The following is a 16,842-nucleotide window of genomic DNA, read 5'->3' as shown; positions in this document are numbered from 1 at the left end:
GGTCTCTTCCTCTCCTCAGCTGGACGTGAACATGCCGCCGTTGATATGGATAAACTGTCCTGTGATGTACGTAGAGTCATCAGAAGCCAGCAGCACATAGCTTCCGACGTGCTCCACCGGCTGTCCCGGGCGTCCCATCGGAGTGTTGGTACCGAATTGTTCCACTTTATCCTCAGAAAAGGTGGATGGAATGAGTGGTGTCCAAATCGGCCCCGGCGCAATCCCGTTGACGCGGATGCCTTTATCGACAAGCTGTTTCGCCATTGAACGTGTGAACGCAACGACCGCGCCTTTCGTAGCTGTATAGTCCACAAGATCGGGGTTTCCGACATAAGGGTTGACGGAAGCTGTATTGATGATGGAACTTCCCTGCTTCAAATGAGGCAGGGCAGCTTTCGTCATATGGAAGACCGAATAGATATTCGTTTTAAATGTACGCTCCAGCTGCTCCGTTGAAATATTCAGCAGGTCGTCGGTCGGATGCTGTTCAGCTGCGTTGTTCACAAGAATATCAAGCTGACCGAGTTCCTTCACGGTTCTTTCCACGGCTTCCTGACAGACGGACTCCTCGCCGACGTCCCCGGCAATCAAAATCGCCCGGCGTCCTTCGGCTTCGACCTGCTTCTTCGTATATTCCGCATCTTCATGCTCTTCTAAGTAGGAAATCGCTACATCGGCGCCTTCTTTCGCATAACCGATGGCGACGGAACGACCGATGCCGCTGTCGCCGCCTGTGATCAATGCGACTTTCCCCTGCAGCTTATTTCCGCTTTTGTAATCGTCATCCGCCTGGAGGGGAGATGGGTTCATCGCTCCCTCTGTACCTGGCTGCCGCTCCTGCTCCTGACCCGGCTGACCTTGTGTCTGACGTTCTTGTCGATTCATTTCAATTCCTCCTCCAACTTGTTTTAGTGTGCTCATTCCACCATCATGGAATGTTCAAACAAGCCGGGGGCATATTCAGGAGGAATGATCAGCATAACGGAGAAGCAGCCTCCTCAGAATCAGGCCGCTTCCAATACCTGGGATAAGGAAGAGTATCGGCAGCCAGATCGGTCCGATCAATACGCCGAATAAGCGAAGAGTGGATGAAAAAATCAATCCCACCGTGACGAAGTAGGCAGAAAAAGCAAACGGAAGGAATGAATAGGCCGGAACCTTTCCATCGGCATGGGCATAGGCATCCCATACGGCAAACATATAGATACACGGATAAAACATGAGCCACTGGTAATGGGTCACATCGACCGCTTTGGCGATATCCCCGTGAAAGCTGTGTATGATGGCCATATTGAAGCGGCTGTTGTAGTTCAAAATCACTTCAATGATGATAAAGGAGAGCCCTTTGATAAAATGTCCGTTCAGGATCTGCCCGAACCCCGGGAACGCAATACTCCATAGTATAATTTCCAATCGTTTTTCCTTCATGTCTATTCCTCTTCCGCTGAGTTTATTGGATGAGTCTCTGTCTGTCCGGTGCCTGCGGAGGCTCTTCAAACCAGCCGTTCTCAATCATAATATCCAAGCCGTCTTTTCCGTAGATCGCCGCTTCCAGCATGAGCTTGTGATAGTGATAGACGATGTCATAGCGCAGACTTACGGCTGCCCCGTTGACATAGTTCCCCTGCCCGGCGGATATGAGGACGCTGATCATATACATCATGAGCCGGTCGGAAAATACCGGGTCGGTACTCGTAGTCAATAAACTCGCAGATGTCATGGGAACGGTGATTCCAGAATTCTCAAGGATATTGGAAAGGCAGATCCGATGATCGATGGAGATGCGTTTTCCACGCCTCATATACTTTTTCACGGTTTTATTTTTGCTGGTCTGCCCGAAGGCCTGACAGACCACTTCCCCGAGGGCATTGTTTTTGACGTTCTCATAAATATGGGTGATTTCTATCGTATTCAAGGAACGCTTGTGAAACGGATGGTAGTAGGCTTTGCTTTCGATGTATTCCGTCTCATTCAGAACTTCAATTTGAGGAGCTCTCGTATAGATCCCTTTTTCAAGCGCCGTGCGCACGCTCAGATTGTAGAGTTTATCCTGCTGATCGATCCGATTGGTAAAGAAAGCGCGGACATCACTATTCGCAGAAGCCCCGAGGGAGTAGCCGTCCGACGTTAGTCCGACTTTTCCCAAATGCTCTAAAAACGACAAAATAAAGGCATCCGTAAACAATTTCTTCGCCCTCGGGTTTAAATCGTCGAGGGAAAATCCGTTGGGGACAGGGAGACAGGCTTTCTGGAAAAATGTCCTGCACGTTTCGATTCCCTTATCCGCCAGATCCCTCGACAGCTGGATCAGTGGTTTTACTTCCTCATCCTCACATGTATTTTTCAAGTATTCGAGTACAGGGACGGCCATACTGTTCTGGATGTACTGCGTCCACAGCAGCCCGATTTCATTGGCTGTTAGTTTCTTCTCCGGCATTGCGTTTTCCCTCCTGCGTATCTTTATCTTCATGGCGGTAAAGAAGGAGCCATGGTAGGAATATGAAATTCACAAGAAATCCATAGATCAACATTTTGGCGAGCCAGTCGACTACAAACAGGGTCGAAACAAAGATGCAGACGATCAAAAACAATGGGGAAAGATAGGCATAAAGCATGTCGCGCCCTCCTTAATCCCCCTTATCCTGTCCGCTTGAGTATAAATTATTACGAGGTGCGGATGATAAGAGAGAAGAAGTCAGACTTAACGTAAGGAGCTCATCATGTGGAAATGGATGCGGAAAAACAAAAAAAAGCAGGGCGGGCAGAAGCCGTCGTATAACCAGAGCGACACGCTGCCTGAATTTATTGAAGTGCTGGGTCATTCCGAGGATTTCATTCAATTTGAACTCGACGGAATGACCCGATGTACCGTTTCCTACTTGAAGACGATGAGCGATTCGAAAATTTTGAACCGTTCTGTGCTCACCACGTTGAACAGTCATGCCCTGCACGGATTGAAGGAAATCAAAGAGACGATTCCTGTTGAGAACGTTCTGATTACTGATGATTTGAAAGTGATCCAGACGAAAGTGATGTTCGGTTACATTATGATCCAAGTGAAATCCTCTATGGAACAGGTGCTCCTCGTTCCGGCGGTTTCCTTGGAATCGAGAGATGTGAGCATCCCGGAAGTCGAATTCAGTGTTGTCGGGCCGAAGGAAGCGTTTGTGGAAACGATCAATACCAACATCAATCTGATCCGGAAACGCCTGCCGCTTCCGCAGTTGACCGTGAAAGAACTGCAGGTCGGCAAAATGACGAGCACCCGGACCGCTGTCGTTTATGTGGACGGGATAGCGGATCAGGATAACGTTGATACCGTCACTCAAAGGCTCCAGGATATCGAATATGACCAGTTGATCGACAGCTCGTTTATTACACAGATGATTGCTGATAATGGCCACTCCCCCTTCCCGCAGCTGCTTGATACAGAACGGCCGGACCGGGTCGTCTCAAGTCTTGTTGAAGGAAAAGTAGCCATTTTAGTCGATGGATCACCTCACGCACTCACGTGTCCGACAACGGTCGTCGAGTTTTTCGGGGCCTCGGATGATTACTTTCTACCGTGGCATCTGGCTTCCGTGTTCCGGCTGATCCGCTTATTTGCCGTTATTTTTTCCGTTCTCAGCACACCTTTATATGTCGCTGTTCTGACGTATCATTTCGAGATGATTCCCCCTGAGTTAATGGCTACCATTGTTTCGTCAAGGTCCGACATCCCTTTTCCGCCGATCCTTGAAGTGATCATCCTTGAATTGACGATTGAACTCCTCCGGGAAGCGGGAGCACGGCTTCCAACGAAAATCGGGCAGACCATCGGTATCGTAGGTGGTATCGTAATCGGTACCGCAGCTGTTGACGCCGGATTGACGAGTAATGTACTCCTGATCATCGTCGCACTGAGCGCCCTTGCTTCCTTTACGACGCCGGTCTATCAGATTGGTAACACGATCCGGCTGATCCGCTTTCCGTTTTTAATGGGTGCCCAGCTCTGGGGACTCGTCGGGGTGTCGATGTGTATGGTTTTCTTTATATGCCATTTGATCAAGCTCCAGTCTATCGGCCGTCCATTTTTTGAACCGTTGTATCCGCTCCGGTTCAAAGATTTGAAAGATGCCTTTATCCGCCTGCCTTTTACTAAACAGGTGGACCGTCCGGTATTGATGAGATCCGAAGACCCAAAGCGTATGAATGAAGACAGGGCGAAAGCAAAGAGGGATATTGATGAATAAATTAAATGAAAACCAAGGATTGAACATATCGGAAAACTACCTGGTGAGTCCCTTTTATGTCTTTTTCATCATTTTTACGATGCAGGTGGGAATCGGAATTCTCGGGTTTGAGCGGTACTTAGTGGAAAAAGCCGGGTTTGATGCCTGGATATCGGTACTGACTGCAGGCGTATTTCTGCACATTCTCGTATGGATGATGTACCGTCTCCTTCAAAATGGAGGCGGAGATATCGTCCATATCCATAAGCAGGTGTTCGGGAAATATATCGGCGGTTTTCTAAGTCTTCTCTTTGCGGCTTACGCGCTGCTGTTGTCATTTGATGTCATGATTACGTTTATTGAAGTGATCAAGGTGTGGGTGTTCCCCGGGCTCCAGGTCTGGATTTTTGCTTTTGTCATGATTGGTCTCGTCTACTACATCGTTTCCGGTGGGTTCCGGGTGATTACCGGGATTGCACTCATCAGCGTCGTGATCGGGCTGCCGATTCTGCTGCTGAAATTTTTCCCGATTCAGGCAGGACACACGATGAACATCTATCCGAATATCAACCACAGCCCCGGTCAGATTCTTGCCGCAGCAAAGCAGAGTGCGCTCAGCTTTCTGGGCCTTGAATTTCTATTGATCTTCTATCCCTTTATCAAAAACCCGGCTAAATCGAAAAAATGGGCCCACTTTGCCGTGTTTTACACGACGATGCTTTATTTCATCAGTGTCCTCGTCACGTTTGTCTATTTTAGTGAGGAACAGTTGAAACAGGTCGTATGGGGGACGATTTCGACATGGAAGATTGTCGAATTTCCTTTTATCGAACGTTTTGAATATGTAGGGATTGCGATGTGGCTGTATGTGATTCTGCCCAACATCTGCATCGGCATCTGGGGGGCGACACGTGTAATGAAAAGAATCTTCCCTGTGAAGCAGATTCACTTTTTAAGAGTCGTCTGTATCTCCCTGTTCTTTCCCGTCGCTTTAGTTGCAGGCCGCGACCCGATCAACGCCATTAACAATTTTGCCGGCACGGTCGGTTTTTACGTCCTGCTTTACATCCCGGTTCTTCTTCTATTAAAAATGATCTCGGACAAAGTGAGGAAGCGATATGAAAATTAAGTGGAACGTACTGGTTTTGATCAGCAGCTTCTTTCTTTTCACAGGTTGTGTGCCCAGCAAGAGCGTTGAAGAAAATGCCATCGTCCAAATATCCGGCTATGATAAAGGCGGCGATAAAGGAAGGATTAAAGGGACTGTATCCATCCCCCAGTACGGCAAAAGTGAGAAGAAAACCGCCGCCTCTGAGCTTTACTTAACCGTTGATGCCAACTCCATCAAGGATGTGGAGAAGGAAATCCAGAAACAATCCTCCAAACCGATTTCCATCGGAAAACTGGCAGTCACGTTGTACAGCATGGAACTGGCTCAGGAAGGCATTTCCGACGTCATAGACGTGCTGAGCAGGGACGCCCGTCTAAGCCGGAACATGTATCTCGCTGTTGTGGATGGACAGACGCAGGACTTGATTGAGAATGGATACACTCAGGATGAGACAACGTCCAAGCACCTGCAGGGATTGATTGAGAATAATGTCCATCACAATTTTCCATCGACAAGCCTGCACGAATTTTTATATGCCTACTTTGCGATTGGTATGGATCCCTATCTCCCGATTTTGTCGAAAAAGGAGACGTTTGTAGAAGTCTCCGGCATTGCTTTTTTCGATAAGGGAAAAGTCGTAACCACGCTCTCGGATGCGAAAGTCTTTACATTCAAAATGATGAAAGAGAATTTCGCGAGGGGAATGCAGGACCTCCCTTTTCAAAATGGAACCATCATGCTGGATAATATCGGTTCGACAGTGGATTACAAACTGACGGGCACGCCGGAAAACCCCGGTGTGGACATCCACGTGAAATTGGAATCGGAAGTGAATGAAATGGTCGGGGTGGAGGAAAAGCCGTCCGCGAAGCTTGCAAAAGAAATGGAAGATGCGTTTGTGGAGTATTTCAAGACGAATGCCGGGGAGATGATCGAATTGTTCAAGAAGGAAGGCATTGATCCGCTTGGTCTCGGTCATTTTGCTAAAACGAGAACGAGACACTTTGATGAAAAACGGTGGGAGGATCTTTATCCGGATATGGATATCCAGTTCACCGTCGATGTGGAAATTACCGAATATGGCATCTTCTCCTGATTTGAATGTGAAACAAAAAAAGGCCTCTGGATGGAGGCCTTCAGCTTGTAGAGAAACCTCTGTTTCTTTAACAAGCTTTTTTTCTTTCCTACCGCCAGGAGCGAAAGCCCCTTCCCTTTTCGCGGATGAGCGCCCGAGCTTCCTCGCAAAACCCATGCTCGGCGATCTCGGATCACTCGTTCTTCCGCAGGAGTGGAAGGGGCACCGCTCCTTGGGAAGTCTTTGTCATATTTCGGAAGGCGACCACCCTGTCCAAGTCAGCTGAGGGCGTGCCCGCGGCATTCATCCACCGATAAGCGGAAAGCGACCCTTCACACGACAAATGAACAACTCTAACTGGTTAACACAGGCTTTTTCTACAGCCAAAAGGCCTCTGTATGGAGGCCTTTTTTGTTTCACGTGAAATATTCAAGGCTTGCTTCAGGGAAGTATTCGGCAATGTAGCCGCCGAGGACATTCTTCATCTCTTCCTGTTCATCTTTTTGGTAGACGTACTTTCCGATGCCGTAGCGCCCCCATTTGTATTTGCGTTTTTCTTCGTCCATTTCAAGCTTTGTCATCGGATAGTTTTTCTGAATGACGCGTTTGGCCGGTTTTGTAAACCGGTGCTGGATCAGTTCAAACGTCAGATCCTGTACAGCATGGTCCGGGAGTCTGTCCTGAAGTTTTTCAAACAACTCTTTGTACCCTGCCTTCCAATCTTCATACAGATAGATCGGGGCGATGATGAAGCCCAGCGGGTAACCGGCTTCGGCCACTTTCACGGCGGCACCGATACGGTCATCGAGCCTTGATGTGCCCGGCTCCAAATATTTAATGACATAATCAGCATTCATACTGAAGCGGAACCGTGTGCGTCCGTTATGCTTCGCATCCAACAGGTGATCCACATGCGCGAATTTTGTCACGAACCGGAGCTGACCGTATTCAGACTGCCCGAAATATTCGATCGCCCGTTTCAAGGAATGAGTCAAGTGATCGACGCCGACAATGTCAGACGTACAGGAGGCTTCAAAGCGGGTCATTTCCGGTGCCCGCTCCTTCATGTACTGCTCCGCAGAGTCGAGCACTTCATCGACGTTCACATACGTACGGATATACGGCTTGCTGCCCATCGTCGTCTGCAGGTAACAATAGTGGCAGTGGCCCATACAGCCTGTCGCAAGAGGGATGGCATATTCTGCTGACGGCTTGGACGTATCAAATTTCAATGTTTTTCTTACACCGACGACAAGGGTGGATTTGGCTATCCGGTACTTTTGGAAATCATTTTCCCCCGGCAGGTTCCGGACCTGGTTATGGGAGGTGGTTTCCCGGATTTCAATTCCCATGTCTTCGAATTTTTCCTTTAATTCCCGGCCTAAGGGGTATTCCAGGGCCCGGGGTTCAATATAAACAAGTTCTGGTACGAATGGCTTTACCACAGCTGTCCCTCCGATTCAGCCCCGCCGCCGAAGGCATCGTAATAGGCCCTTTCCGCTTCGCCTTCGGAAGCATACACAGCGATGTTCTCGTCGAGTGGAAAATACGTTTCGTACAAAAACAGAGCAAGTTCGCCCGGCTGTTCCGGATTATTGACGACGGCTGCTTCCTGTACATTCGCCACATCATACGTGTGTGGATTGCGGTAGATGACATATACGACATCCCCCGCCTTATAGGACGGTTGAAATTCCATACGGACACCTGCTCTCATAAAATTGGTTATGCTGCTATTCCTTGTCCATTTGTGCTCATGTTTCCACTAAGCCAGCTTTTTTATTATGAAATTCGATGTTAATAAAAGGAATTCCAGTCTCCTGTCCAGAAAAGGGAAAGCAGGAGGATGAGATGTATGACATGGCTTTTGAGAACAGAACGTCTGATTTTAGAGCCTTTTACAGAAGATCTAATAGAGAAAACGGCAGAACTCGCGGGAGATCCGGAAGTGGCGGCGACGACATTCGTTCCTCATCCCTATACGATCGAACACGCGAAGGAATGGATCGCTTCCCATGCTTCCTGGATGGAGGAAAAGAAAGCATTTCCTTTTGCCGTAAAGCAGAAGAAAGATGATGGACTGCTGGGGACGATGACGCTCCGTATCGATGAGGCACACCAAAAAGGCGAACTCGCCTATTGGATCGGCCGGCCCTACTGGGGACACGGCTATGGATCCGAAGCAGCCCGGCGGGTCGTCCGGTTCGGTTTGGAGGACATCGGCCTGCACCGTATCTGGGCTGCAGCGATTTCCGACAACCCGGCCTCTACGCGCGTCATGCAAAAAGCCGGTCTCACTTACGAAGGAACCTTGAAGGAGGATATGCTTCATAGAGGGGAATTCAAGGATATTGACGTGTACGGACTCGTTCGTGGATCACAGCGACGTTCCATGTGAAACAAAAGCGCCTGCTTTCAGGCGTTTTTTTGCGGGACACAGGCATAGAACAAAATTTATCGACGAAATCTGTCATAGGGAGAGAAAGGGAAAAACGCATCAAACCGGCACGGATTTTCAAGGATCCCGCCGGTTTCGACAGGGGAAGGATGTAAAATCTTCGTTCATCAAGATACTTTTCCCTGTATAAATGTGATAAAATAATGAGAGAAAAGAAAACGGCATACGTGTGCGCAGCAGCGTCTACAGCCTGCGGCGCTTTTTATGTTTCAAACCATTCCTTTCATTCTTAATAATAAAGGCGTATGCTTGATCGTATAAAGGTGGTGTCTGATCGTGTTACATCCTTTTGGTCGTTTATTCGGGCTTGGGGACAAACCGGAATCGGATAATGACAACAATGAGGAACAAGGCTACAGTCCCGATGAAGTTGTACAGGTTCCCGTAGATCGTGTACAGCCTAACCGCTATCAGCCACGAGCGATTTTTAACAGCGAGAAGATCAGCGAACTTGCCCAGACGATACATACGCATGGGATGATTCAGCCGATCGTTCTCCGTCGGTTAAATGAAGAAGAATATGAATTGATTGCCGGTGAACGCCGGTGGCGCGCTGTCCAGTCACTCGGATGGGAGACCGTACCGGCGATCATCCGTGATATGAATGACTCCCAGACGGCGTCGGTGGCCTTGATTGAGAACCTGCAGCGGGAGGAATTAACCGTCATTGAAGAAGCGCTCGCCTATGCGAAGCTGATTGAGCTTCATCAACTGACACAGGAGGCCCTGGCTCAGCGTCTCGGTAAAAGCCAGTCGACCATTGCGAACAAAATCCGGCTTCTGAAACTGCCGGAATCCGTCCAGCAGGCCATCATGGACAAGCAGATCACGGAGCGTCACGCCCGTGCCCTGATCGCGTTGAAGGATCCGGAAGTACAGGAACAGGTACTGAAGGAAATCATTGAAAAGCAGCTGAACGTGAAGCAGACGGAGGAACGGATTGCCAAGCTTTCCGATCCAAAACCGAAGAAAAAGAAACCTACCCTCAAAGGGGTGAACAAGGATATGCGGATTGCGATGAATACGATCCGCCAGTCGTTGAATATGGTGACAGATACCGGGATCGATCTGGAAACAGACGAGCAGGATCATGATGATTATTATCAAATCACCATTAAAATTCCGAAGAAAAAATCATAACGTCCCGTACCCATCTTGACTTTTTTAGTGGAGATGGGGCTTTTTTTAAGCTGTTCCGCCTATTTTACGGGGGAAATGGTAGAATTATACTAAAACAGAGGCAGGTGACACCATGGGGAAAGTGATTTCCATCGCAAATCAAAAGGGCGGCGTCGGTAAAACGACGACAGCCGTCAATTTAAGTGCATGCTTGGCTTATCTCCATCATAAAGTCCTTTTAGTTGATATCGACCCGCAGGGAAACGCCACGAGCGGGATAGGTGTGGAAAAGGGGGAAGTGGATCAATGCATCTACAACGTTCTCATCGATGATGTGAAGGCGGACAAGGTCCGGACGGAAACGCTCGTGCAGAACCTTGATGCCATCCCCGCCACCATCCAGCTTGCCGGTGCAGAAATTGAACTGGTGCGGACGATTTCAAGAGAAGCGCAGTTGAAAAAGTCCATGGATCAGTTAAAAGCGGATTACGACTATATCATTATTGACTGTCCGCCCTCTTTAGGCCTTTTGACGTTGAACGCCCTGACCGCTTCTGATACGGTATTAATTCCAGTCCAGTGTGAATATTATGCGCTTGAAGGATTGAGCCAGCTGTTGAACACCATCCGGCTTGTCCAGAAGCATTTAAATAAGCAGCTGATGATTGAAGGGGTCCTGCTGACAATGCTCGATGCCAGGACCAACCTCGGCATCCAGGTGATCGAAGAAGTGAAAAAATATTTCCAGGATAAGGTCTACCAATCGATCATTCCCCGTAATGTCCGGTTGAGCGAAGCTCCCAGCCACGGACGTCCGGCAATCCTGTATGATCCGAAATCAAGAGGAGCAGAAGTCTATTTAGAATTAGCAAAGGAAGTGATTACAAATGGTGAGAGGGTTAGGTAGAGGGCTGGATTCTCTGATCACCGGCTCCATGGAGGATGATGAACTGATTGATGTGTCTGTGGGCGCATGCCGGCCGAACCCGTACCAGCCCCGCAGACAGTTCGATCAAGAGGCCCTTGACGGACTTCAGCAGTCGATTGAAACCCACGGTATCCTCCAGCCTTTAATTGTCCGGAAAAGCATCAAAGGCTATGAGATTATTGCTGGTGAGCGCCGTCTGCGGGCAGCCAGGCAGGCGGAGCTGGAGACGGTTCCTGCCATCGTCAAGAATCTGACGGATGAGGAAATGATGGAGCTGGCTCTGCTGGAGAACCTGCAGCGTGAAGATCTCTCTCCGGTGGAGGAAGCCCGTTCCTATGAAAAGCTGATCAAGGAACTGAACGTCACGCAGGAAATTCTGTCCAAACGACTTGGAAAAAGCCGCTCGCACATTGCCAATCTCATCCGTCTTTTGTCGCTTCCACAGGAGGTGATCGAGCTGATCGAGTCCGGCAGCCTCTCCATGGGCCATGGACGGGCTCTGCTCGGGTTGAAAGACCGGTCGGAGCAGATTACACTCGCCGGCCGGATCGTCAAAGAATCCCTCAATGTCCGGCAGGTGGAGCGGCTGATCCACGAAAAGAACCAGACACGTTCGAAAGATAAAAAGCAGCCGAAACCGGCCGATGTGTTTTTGAAGGAGCGGGAAACCGACCTGAGAAACCGGCTCGGTACGGCTGTGAAAATCCAAAAAGGCCGTCGGAAAGGGAAAATTGAGATCGAATTCACCAATGAAGCGGATTTGGAGAGAATTCTCGATATGTTCCAGGAGTAACGCGTACAGACCAGGGGCCTCAGGGTCTCTGGTTTATTTTTGTCTGAGGAGGTCGAAAGCCGATGGTTTTAACAGGAGCGCTCGTCAATGGACTCTGTATCGCTGTAGGTACAGGGCTTGGTCTGTTTTTCACAAAAATCCCTGAGCGGTTTAAGGAAACGGTCATGAACGGGATCGGTCTTGCCGTTCTTTTGATCGGTCTGCAGATGGCGTTCGAAACAGAAAACATCGTCATCGTTCTGCTTAGTCTGCTGCTCGGCGGCTTGATCGGGGAGGCGGCTTCTCTTGAGGAAAAGCTGCAGTCCACAGGCCGGTGGCTGGAGGAAAAATTCAGCCGCCCGGGTCAGAAAACCAGCATTGCACAGGGGTTCATTACCGCCTCCCTCATTTTCGTCATCGGGGCGCTGGCGGTTCTGGGTGCCCTGGATAGTGGTCTGCGCCAGGATCATGAAGTGCTGATCACTAAAGGGATCATCGACGGATTCGTGGCGCTCGTCCTGACCTCGACGCTCGGATTCGGCGTGTTGTTTTCCGTCGTCCCCGTTGTGTTATATGAAGGAGGCATCGCCCTCCTGGCGACGCAGATCAATGCCTGGGTGCCGGAAGCGATCCTTGATCAATTCATCGTAGAAATGACGGCAGCCGGCGGTCTGCTGATTACAGCCATCGGGCTGAATATGCTGAATATAACCAAAATCCGCACAGCCAACCTGCTGCCTTCGCTGCTGATGGTTGGAGTGATTCTCTGGGTCTACCAGTGGTTTTAATGTTACTGGATCCGTTTGTGAATGACCGGCCGGGACGTTGTGAACGCCTGGAACGGCCGTGTCTCCATGCTTGTTTTCTTCCGCTTCGCTTCGGTCATCTGAATGGCTGCGGCCACTTTAGCCGCCATCTGCATGACGACGTGAAGCCGTGTATTCTGCAGGACGACATGCTCCATGAATCCACTGACATTGACCATCCCGCTGATATGGATCTGCCCTACCGGGGGCAGGTCCTTTTTTAATGCGGAGCCCGGGTTCAAGGACCCTTTACCGAGAACAACGGAACCGACAGAGGAAGATTTGCCGAGGCAGGCGTCAACAGCGAGAATGTACGGGTTTACATGTTCCCGGTGGATGGCAGACAGCCGTTCTTTCAGGTTCAGGGCGTGGAGCGGTTCTTCCAGTGTGCCATATATATGGAAGGTATCCAGTAATTGATCGTGAAGCATCGACCCGACGAGCGGACCGAAGGAATCTCCCGTGGAACGGTCGGTTCCGATACAGGCGACGACAATGTCCTTCGACGGGGGAAGCCAGTCATTCAAATAGTCGGCAAGCTGATCACTCATGGCCGGGTCTTCAGTGCTGACGCGTTTCTCTTCTTTGGAAAACTTGTCCTTGAAATTCATAGCTTCTCCTCCAGACACATAGTAGTAACAGTATATAAGGTTGTCCTTGGTTCTATACGTCGCAAATACATAGATGTGGAGGAACGGTCATGATAAAAGCGGGTTGTAAGTGGATGTTTTTGATTGTCGGAACGATGATAGGGGCCGGCTATGCTTCCGGAAGAGAGCTGTGGCAGTTTTTTGGTGATGACAGCAGTCTGGCCATCCTCTTGTTTTCGATTATGTTCATCTTCTGCTGCTGGGTGATTTTGTCGATCAGTTTCAAGCTGGAAAGCGGCCATTATCTCCCTGTCCTCCGCGCGGTCGTCGGCCGTCGTCTGACCGGCGTATATGACTGGATGATCATCGTCTATCTGTTTACGACGACGGTCATTATGCTGGCAGGCAGTGGAGCGACCCTGCAGGCCTTCAACTTCTCTTATAAGTTCGGGGTCGTTCTGATTATCATTCCGCTTATTCTCCTGTTTGTATGGGACGTCAAAGGGATCGTCGTCGTGAACAGCTTTGTTCTGCCGCTGCTGATTGCAGGTCTGTTATTCGTCCTCATCTTATTCATCAAAGATCAGGACCTGTCCCTTTTCGGCCATGTGCATGAGATGAGCAACTGGCTGGCGGCGTTTCCGTTTACCGCACTGAACATCCTGCCTTTGATTGCTGTCCTCGGGGCGATCGGCAACCAGGTCAGACGCAAGGGAGAGATCTGGGTGGCCAGTATCGGAAGCGGTGTGGTCCTCGGAGTCGTTTCCTACCTCTATAACAACAGTCTGATCCAAATTGCAGAAGACATCATTTTGTATGAAATCCCCCTTTTCGCGATTCTTAAACATTATCCGTACGAAATGATGATCTTCATGTCGGTGATGCTCTGGATTGCCATTTTCACCACCGCGGCCTCCGGCACACTCGGGCTCGTCACAAGGTTCCGGGATTACGTCCGGCAGCCGCTCTGGATTCTGGCGATGATGGTGATTGCCATCATGCTTCCTTTCACTTCTTTCGGTTTCTCCACGTTAATTGAATACTTGTATCCGCTGTACGGCATCCTGAATTTATACGTGCTCCTCGCCCTTCTTTTATACCCCGTTCTTTCCAGATTCAAAATTCGCTGAAAACCTGTTAAAATGAATGTCATATTCATAGACGTACAGGAGGGAAAGCGGTGAGTGAGCCAACGAAAGCTGTGGAAGATGCCAAAACACAGTGGGAGGAACTTGTCAGTTATGTCAAAGATCCGGAGATTTGGTGGAGTTACGGAATCGGCGCGTTGAAGATCATTATGATCATTGTGCTGTCTCTGCTGATTATCCGGATCGGGCGCGGTTTGATTGCGCAGTTTTTTGCGAATAAACGCAGGGGGCCATTTCAAATTACCCAGCGCCGGGAAGCGACGCTGAACAAGCTGGTCGTCAATGCGTTGTCCTATGTCGTCTACTTTGTCGCCTTTATTATGATTTTGGAGACGCTGACGATCAACATCGCTGCACTCCTTGCCGGTGCCGGTGTAGCAGGCCTTGCGATCGGCTTCGGGGCCCAGAACCTTGTGCGCGACGTGATTTCCGGCTTCTTCATTATCTTTGAAGATCAGTTTTCCGTCGGCGACTATATCCAGACCTCCGGTGTCGAAGGCTTCGTCGAAGAAGTCGGTCTCCGGACGTGTAAGGTGAAAGCATGGACAGGCGAAGTCCATATTCTGCCGAACGGCAATGTAACTCAGGTGACCAACTATTCCATGCACAACAGTGTGGCGGTCGTCGATGTGAAAGTGGCCTATGAGGAGGACATCGAGCGGGCCGAGCAGGTCATTTCAAAACTGCTTGAGGAACTGCCGGAACGTTATGAGGAAATCATCACTATGCCGGAACTCCTTGGTGTTCAGAACCTCGGAGCATCGGAAGTCGTGATGCGTGTGATCGCTGAGGTTAACCCGATGGAGCACTGGGCGGTGGCACGGGTGATCCGTAAAGAAGTGAAAAACCGGCTGAATCAGGAAGGCATTGAAATTCCGTTTCCTCGTATGGTCATGTATTCCCGGCATAACGAGAACGAGAATGAAGCGGTCGATCAATAAGGAGGAGCACAGTTATGGCAGAGAAATCCTATCAACTCAATGATATGGTGGAGATGAAAAAACCGCACCCCTGCGGCGAGAACCGCTGGAAAATCATCCGCATGGGGGCGGATATCCGGATCAAATGTGAAGGCTGCGGACACAGTGTCCTCGTCCCGCGCCGGAAGTTTGAAACAAAGATGAAAAAAGTGCTGGAACCAAGTGAATGAACGAAAGCCCTCCCTTTGACAGGGGAGGTTTTTTTATGGAAAGAGGAAAAAAGGACAAACTTCCATTATTCGGTCTGTTTCTTTGCAAAGGGTGGATTTGTTATAGTGGAAAATGGACTTTTGGGCTGTGCTTTTCCCCGTAAGGACGGGACGGCGCAGGTTGTTATTTTCAAGTACAGAATCTATAATAAAGTGGACTAACATGCATGTATGTAAATCCTTAAGGAGTGAAAGTCTCATATGGCACTAACAGCTGGAATCGTAGGTTTACCGAACGTAGGGAAATCTACGTTGTTTAACGCAATTACACAGGCAGGCGCTTTATCCGCCAACTATCCGTTCGCCACAATAGATCCGAACGTCGGGATCGTGGAAGTACCGGATTCGCGGCTGGAAAAGCTGACCGAGCTCGTGAACCCTAAGAAAACTGTTCCGACCGCATTTGAGTTTACTGATATCGCCGGCATCGTCAAAGGCGCAAGCAAAGGGGAAGGTCTCGGCAACCAGTTCCTCTCCCATATCCGCCAGGTGGATGCGATCTGCCACGTTGTACGCGCATTCGAAGATGAAAACATCACCCACGTTTCCGGTCAGGTCGATCCGATTACCGATATCGAAACGATCAACCTCGAACTGATCCTAGCCGACCTTGAGACGGTTTCGAAGCGTCTGGACCGTGTAGCTAAGCTTGCCCGTCAGAAGGACAAGGACGCCGTTGCTGAATATCCCGTTCTTGAAAAGCTGAAGGAAGCATTGGAAGCTGAAACACCCGCCCGCGCTGTCGAATTCAGCACCGATCAGGAAAAAGTCGTGAAAGGTCTCCATCTTTTAACTTCCAAGCCCATCCTCTATGTGGCTAACGTAAGTGAAGATGAAATTGGCGAAGGTGACAATGACAAAGTGAAGCAGATCCGTGAATTTGCGGCTAAAGAGAACGCAGAAGTCATTGTCGTCTGTGCAAAAATCGAGTCTGAAATCGCTGAGCTTGATGGCGATGAAAAGGACGAATTCCTGGACGATCTTGGAATCGAGGAATCCGGTCTTGATCAATTGATCAAAGCGACCTACAACCTGCTCGGCCTGGCGACATATTTCACTGCCGGCGAACAGGAAGTGCGCGCCTGGACCTTTAAGGAAGGCATGACTGCTCCGCAGGCGGCCGGTATCATTCACACGGACTTCGAGCGCGGCTTCATCCGTGCTGAGACAGTGTCCTATGAGGATCTGGTTGATGCTGGAACAATGGGCGTTGCTCGTGACCGCGGCCGTGTCCGCCTTGAAGGAAAAGAATATCTGGTCAAAGACGGCGACGTCATCCATTTCCGTTTCAACGTATAAACGGGGAACCTTCCACAAAAGGTTGTAAAGTGGGGACAAGTTTGTTACAATACTATATTGTGAGTAATTAAACGAATTACTCCTTGCTCCTCTTTACGAAAAAGGAGCCGTTAAGTCCATAAGGAGGTGAAAACGG

General features: G+C 49.5%; 19 protein-coding genes. 12 read left to right on the top strand and 7 right to left on the bottom strand.

Annotated elements, in window-relative coordinates; translation table 11 throughout:
- Nucleotides 1–15: 15 nt before the first annotated feature.
- The 4 genes from ACXAGL_RS07295 to ACXAGL_RS07280 all read right to left on the bottom strand — a co-directional run bounded on the left by ACXAGL_RS07295 (nucleotide 16) and on the right by ACXAGL_RS07280 (nucleotide 2,615).
- A complete protein-coding gene (locus tag ACXAGL_RS07295; RefSeq protein ID WP_474970150.1) occupies nucleotides 16–885 on the bottom strand; it encodes an SDR family oxidoreductase in 870 nt (289 codons plus the stop codon).
- 75 nt (nucleotides 886–960) lie between these two features.
- Nucleotides 961–1,428, bottom strand: a complete 468-nt coding sequence (locus tag ACXAGL_RS07290) for a hypothetical protein (protein ID WP_474970149.1) — start codon at nucleotides 1,426–1,428, stop codon at nucleotides 961–963.
- Between the two features lie 22 nt (nucleotides 1,429–1,450).
- Complete coding sequence (locus tag ACXAGL_RS07285) at nucleotides 1,451–2,437, bottom strand: DUF3231 family protein (protein ID WP_474990671.1); 987 nt, start codon at nucleotides 2,435–2,437, stop codon at nucleotides 1,451–1,453.
- Entirely contained in the window at nucleotides 2,409–2,615 is a 207-nt protein-coding gene (locus ACXAGL_RS07280) for a hypothetical protein (protein WP_474970147.1), read from the bottom strand. The genes ACXAGL_RS07285 and ACXAGL_RS07280 overlap by 29 nt, the downstream gene beginning before the upstream one ends.
- A gap of 105 nt (nucleotides 2,616–2,720) precedes the next feature.
- On the opposite strand from ACXAGL_RS07280, the gene ACXAGL_RS07275 reads away from it, so the two are divergent.
- Genes ACXAGL_RS07275 through ACXAGL_RS07265 form a run of 3 tightly spaced genes read left to right on the top strand, consistent with a single transcriptional unit; the run spans nucleotide 2,721 to nucleotide 6,418 of the window.
- On the top strand, nucleotides 2,721–4,232 hold the full coding sequence (locus ACXAGL_RS07275) for a spore germination protein (protein WP_474990669.1): 1,512 nt from the start codon (nucleotides 2,721–2,723) through the stop codon (nucleotides 4,230–4,232).
- Nucleotides 4,225–5,340: a GerAB/ArcD/ProY family transporter gene (locus ACXAGL_RS07270; protein ID WP_474990667.1), complete on the top strand. Its 1,116-nt coding sequence runs from the start codon at nucleotides 4,225–4,227 to the stop codon at nucleotides 5,338–5,340. The genes ACXAGL_RS07275 and ACXAGL_RS07270 overlap by 8 nt, the downstream gene beginning before the upstream one ends.
- On the top strand, nucleotides 5,330–6,418 hold the full coding sequence (locus tag ACXAGL_RS07265) for a Ger(x)C family spore germination protein (RefSeq protein ID WP_474990665.1): 1,089 nt from the start codon (nucleotides 5,330–5,332) through the stop codon (nucleotides 6,416–6,418). The genes ACXAGL_RS07270 and ACXAGL_RS07265 overlap by 11 nt, the downstream gene beginning before the upstream one ends.
- Before the next feature lie 395 nt (nucleotides 6,419–6,813).
- Here ACXAGL_RS07265 and splB read toward each other — a convergent pair whose 3' ends face one another.
- Both splB and ACXAGL_RS07255 read right to left on the bottom strand, forming a co-directional pair.
- Nucleotides 6,814–7,842, bottom strand: a complete 1,029-nt coding sequence (splB, locus tag ACXAGL_RS07260) for a spore photoproduct lyase (RefSeq protein ID WP_474990663.1) — start codon at nucleotides 7,840–7,842, stop codon at nucleotides 6,814–6,816.
- Nucleotides 7,836–8,096 carry a transcriptional regulator SplA domain-containing protein gene (locus tag ACXAGL_RS07255; RefSeq protein ID WP_027955877.1) on the bottom strand — a complete coding sequence of 87 codons (261 nt, stop codon included), beginning with the start codon at nucleotides 8,094–8,096 and terminating at the stop codon, nucleotides 7,836–7,838. The genes splB and ACXAGL_RS07255 overlap by 7 nt, the downstream gene beginning before the upstream one ends.
- 156 nt (nucleotides 8,097–8,252) lie before the next feature.
- Here ACXAGL_RS07255 and ACXAGL_RS07250 point away from each other — a divergent pair, with 156 nt between their 5' ends.
- From ACXAGL_RS07250 to ACXAGL_RS07230, 5 genes are all read left to right on the top strand, one after another.
- The gene (locus ACXAGL_RS07250; protein ID WP_474990660.1) at nucleotides 8,253–8,795 is read left to right on the top strand and encodes a GNAT family N-acetyltransferase; all 543 of its coding nucleotides are present in this window, start codon (nucleotides 8,253–8,255) and stop codon (nucleotides 8,793–8,795) included.
- Between the two features lie 336 nt (nucleotides 8,796–9,131).
- Nucleotides 9,132–9,995, top strand: coding sequence for a nucleoid occlusion protein (gene noc, locus ACXAGL_RS07245; protein WP_474970140.1), 864 nt, complete (start codon nucleotides 9,132–9,134; stop codon nucleotides 9,993–9,995).
- A gap of 112 nt (nucleotides 9,996–10,107) precedes the next feature.
- The gene (locus ACXAGL_RS07240; protein ID WP_027955880.1) at nucleotides 10,108–10,881 is read left to right on the top strand and encodes a ParA family protein; all 774 of its coding nucleotides are present in this window, start codon (nucleotides 10,108–10,110) and stop codon (nucleotides 10,879–10,881) included.
- Nucleotides 10,862–11,695, top strand: a complete 834-nt coding sequence (locus ACXAGL_RS07235; RefSeq protein WP_474990658.1) for a ParB/RepB/Spo0J family partition protein — start codon at nucleotides 10,862–10,864, stop codon at nucleotides 11,693–11,695. Before ACXAGL_RS07240 ends, ACXAGL_RS07235 begins: the two co-directional genes overlap by 20 nt.
- A gap of 62 nt (nucleotides 11,696–11,757) precedes the next feature.
- Entirely contained in the window at nucleotides 11,758–12,462 is a 705-nt protein-coding gene (locus tag ACXAGL_RS07230; protein WP_474990656.1) for a DUF554 domain-containing protein, read from the top strand.
- Nucleotides 12,463–12,464: 2 nt separating this feature from the next.
- Here ACXAGL_RS07230 and yyaC read toward each other — a convergent pair whose 3' ends face one another.
- Nucleotides 12,465–13,091, bottom strand: a complete 627-nt coding sequence (yyaC, locus tag ACXAGL_RS07225; protein ID WP_474970137.1) for a spore protease YyaC — start codon at nucleotides 13,089–13,091, stop codon at nucleotides 12,465–12,467.
- An 89-nt stretch (nucleotides 13,092–13,180) separates the two neighbouring features.
- Between yyaC and ACXAGL_RS07220 the strand changes: the two genes are divergently transcribed.
- The 4 genes from ACXAGL_RS07220 (at nucleotide 13,181) to ychF (ending at nucleotide 16,706) form a co-directional block, all read left to right on the top strand.
- The gene (locus tag ACXAGL_RS07220) at nucleotides 13,181–14,200 is read left to right on the top strand and encodes a YkvI family membrane protein (protein ID WP_474970136.1); all 1,020 of its coding nucleotides are present in this window, start codon (nucleotides 13,181–13,183) and stop codon (nucleotides 14,198–14,200) included.
- Nucleotides 14,201–14,250: 50 nt separating this feature from the next.
- Nucleotides 14,251–15,159 (top strand): mechanosensitive ion channel family protein, encoded by a 909-nt coding sequence (locus ACXAGL_RS07215; RefSeq protein ID WP_474970135.1) that lies wholly within the window; start codon nucleotides 14,251–14,253, stop codon nucleotides 15,157–15,159.
- Nucleotides 15,160–15,173: 14 nt separating this feature from the next.
- Entirely contained in the window at nucleotides 15,174–15,368 is a 195-nt protein-coding gene (locus ACXAGL_RS07210) for a DUF951 domain-containing protein (protein WP_474990654.1), read from the top strand.
- Nucleotides 15,369–15,608: 240 nt separating this feature from the next.
- Nucleotides 15,609–16,706 (top strand): redox-regulated ATPase YchF, encoded by a 1,098-nt coding sequence (ychF, locus tag ACXAGL_RS07205; RefSeq protein WP_474990652.1) that lies wholly within the window; start codon nucleotides 15,609–15,611, stop codon nucleotides 16,704–16,706.
- The last annotated feature ends 136 nt before the right edge of the window (nucleotides 16,707–16,842 follow it).

The organism is Halobacillus sp. ABA4_118 (genome assembly GCF_056160205.1).
Note: the sequence above shows the minus strand (reverse complement) of the source record. Positions and strands in the feature narration are given on the sequence as shown.

Excerpts from the sequence above, each read along its gene's own strand:
- ACXAGL_RS07285 (WP_474990671.1), bottom strand. The coding sequence starts at position 2,437 with ATGCCGGAGAAGAAACTAACAGCCAATGAAATCGGGCTGCTGTGGACG.
- ACXAGL_RS07250 (WP_474990660.1), top strand. The coding sequence starts at position 8,253 with ATGACATGGCTTTTGAGAACAGAACGTCTGATTTTAGAGCCTTTTACA.
- ACXAGL_RS07210 (WP_474990654.1), top strand. The coding sequence starts at position 15,174 with ATGGCAGAGAAATCCTATCAACTCAATGATATGGTGGAGATGAAAAAA.
- ACXAGL_RS07270 (WP_474990667.1), top strand. The coding sequence starts at position 4,225 with ATGAATAAATTAAATGAAAACCAAGGATTGAACATATCGGAAAACTAC.
- ACXAGL_RS07255 (WP_027955877.1), bottom strand. The coding sequence starts at position 8,096 with ATGGAATTTCAACCGTCCTATAAGGCGGGGGATGTCGTATATGTCATC.
- ACXAGL_RS07275 (WP_474990669.1), top strand. The coding sequence starts at position 2,721 with ATGTGGAAATGGATGCGGAAAAACAAAAAAAAGCAGGGCGGGCAGAAG.
- ACXAGL_RS07295 (WP_474970150.1), bottom strand. The coding sequence starts at position 885 with ATGAATCGACAAGAACGTCAGACACAAGGTCAGCCGGGTCAGGAGCAG.
- ACXAGL_RS07265 (WP_474990665.1), top strand. The coding sequence starts at position 5,330 with ATGAAAATTAAGTGGAACGTACTGGTTTTGATCAGCAGCTTCTTTCTT.
- ACXAGL_RS07220 (WP_474970136.1), top strand. The coding sequence starts at position 13,181 with ATGATAAAAGCGGGTTGTAAGTGGATGTTTTTGATTGTCGGAACGATG.
- ACXAGL_RS07280 (WP_474970147.1), bottom strand. The coding sequence starts at position 2,615 with ATGCTTTATGCCTATCTTTCCCCATTGTTTTTGATCGTCTGCATCTTT.
- ACXAGL_RS07290 (WP_474970149.1), bottom strand. The coding sequence starts at position 1,428 with ATGAAGGAAAAACGATTGGAAATTATACTATGGAGTATTGCGTTCCCG.
- ychF (WP_474990652.1), top strand. The coding sequence starts at position 15,609 with ATGGCACTAACAGCTGGAATCGTAGGTTTACCGAACGTAGGGAAATCT.
- ACXAGL_RS07235 (WP_474990658.1), top strand. The coding sequence starts at position 10,862 with ATGGTGAGAGGGTTAGGTAGAGGGCTGGATTCTCTGATCACCGGCTCC.
- yyaC (WP_474970137.1), bottom strand. The coding sequence starts at position 13,091 with ATGAATTTCAAGGACAAGTTTTCCAAAGAAGAGAAACGCGTCAGCACT.
- ACXAGL_RS07230 (WP_474990656.1), top strand. The coding sequence starts at position 11,758 with ATGGTTTTAACAGGAGCGCTCGTCAATGGACTCTGTATCGCTGTAGGT.
- ACXAGL_RS07240 (WP_027955880.1), top strand. The coding sequence starts at position 10,108 with ATGGGGAAAGTGATTTCCATCGCAAATCAAAAGGGCGGCGTCGGTAAA.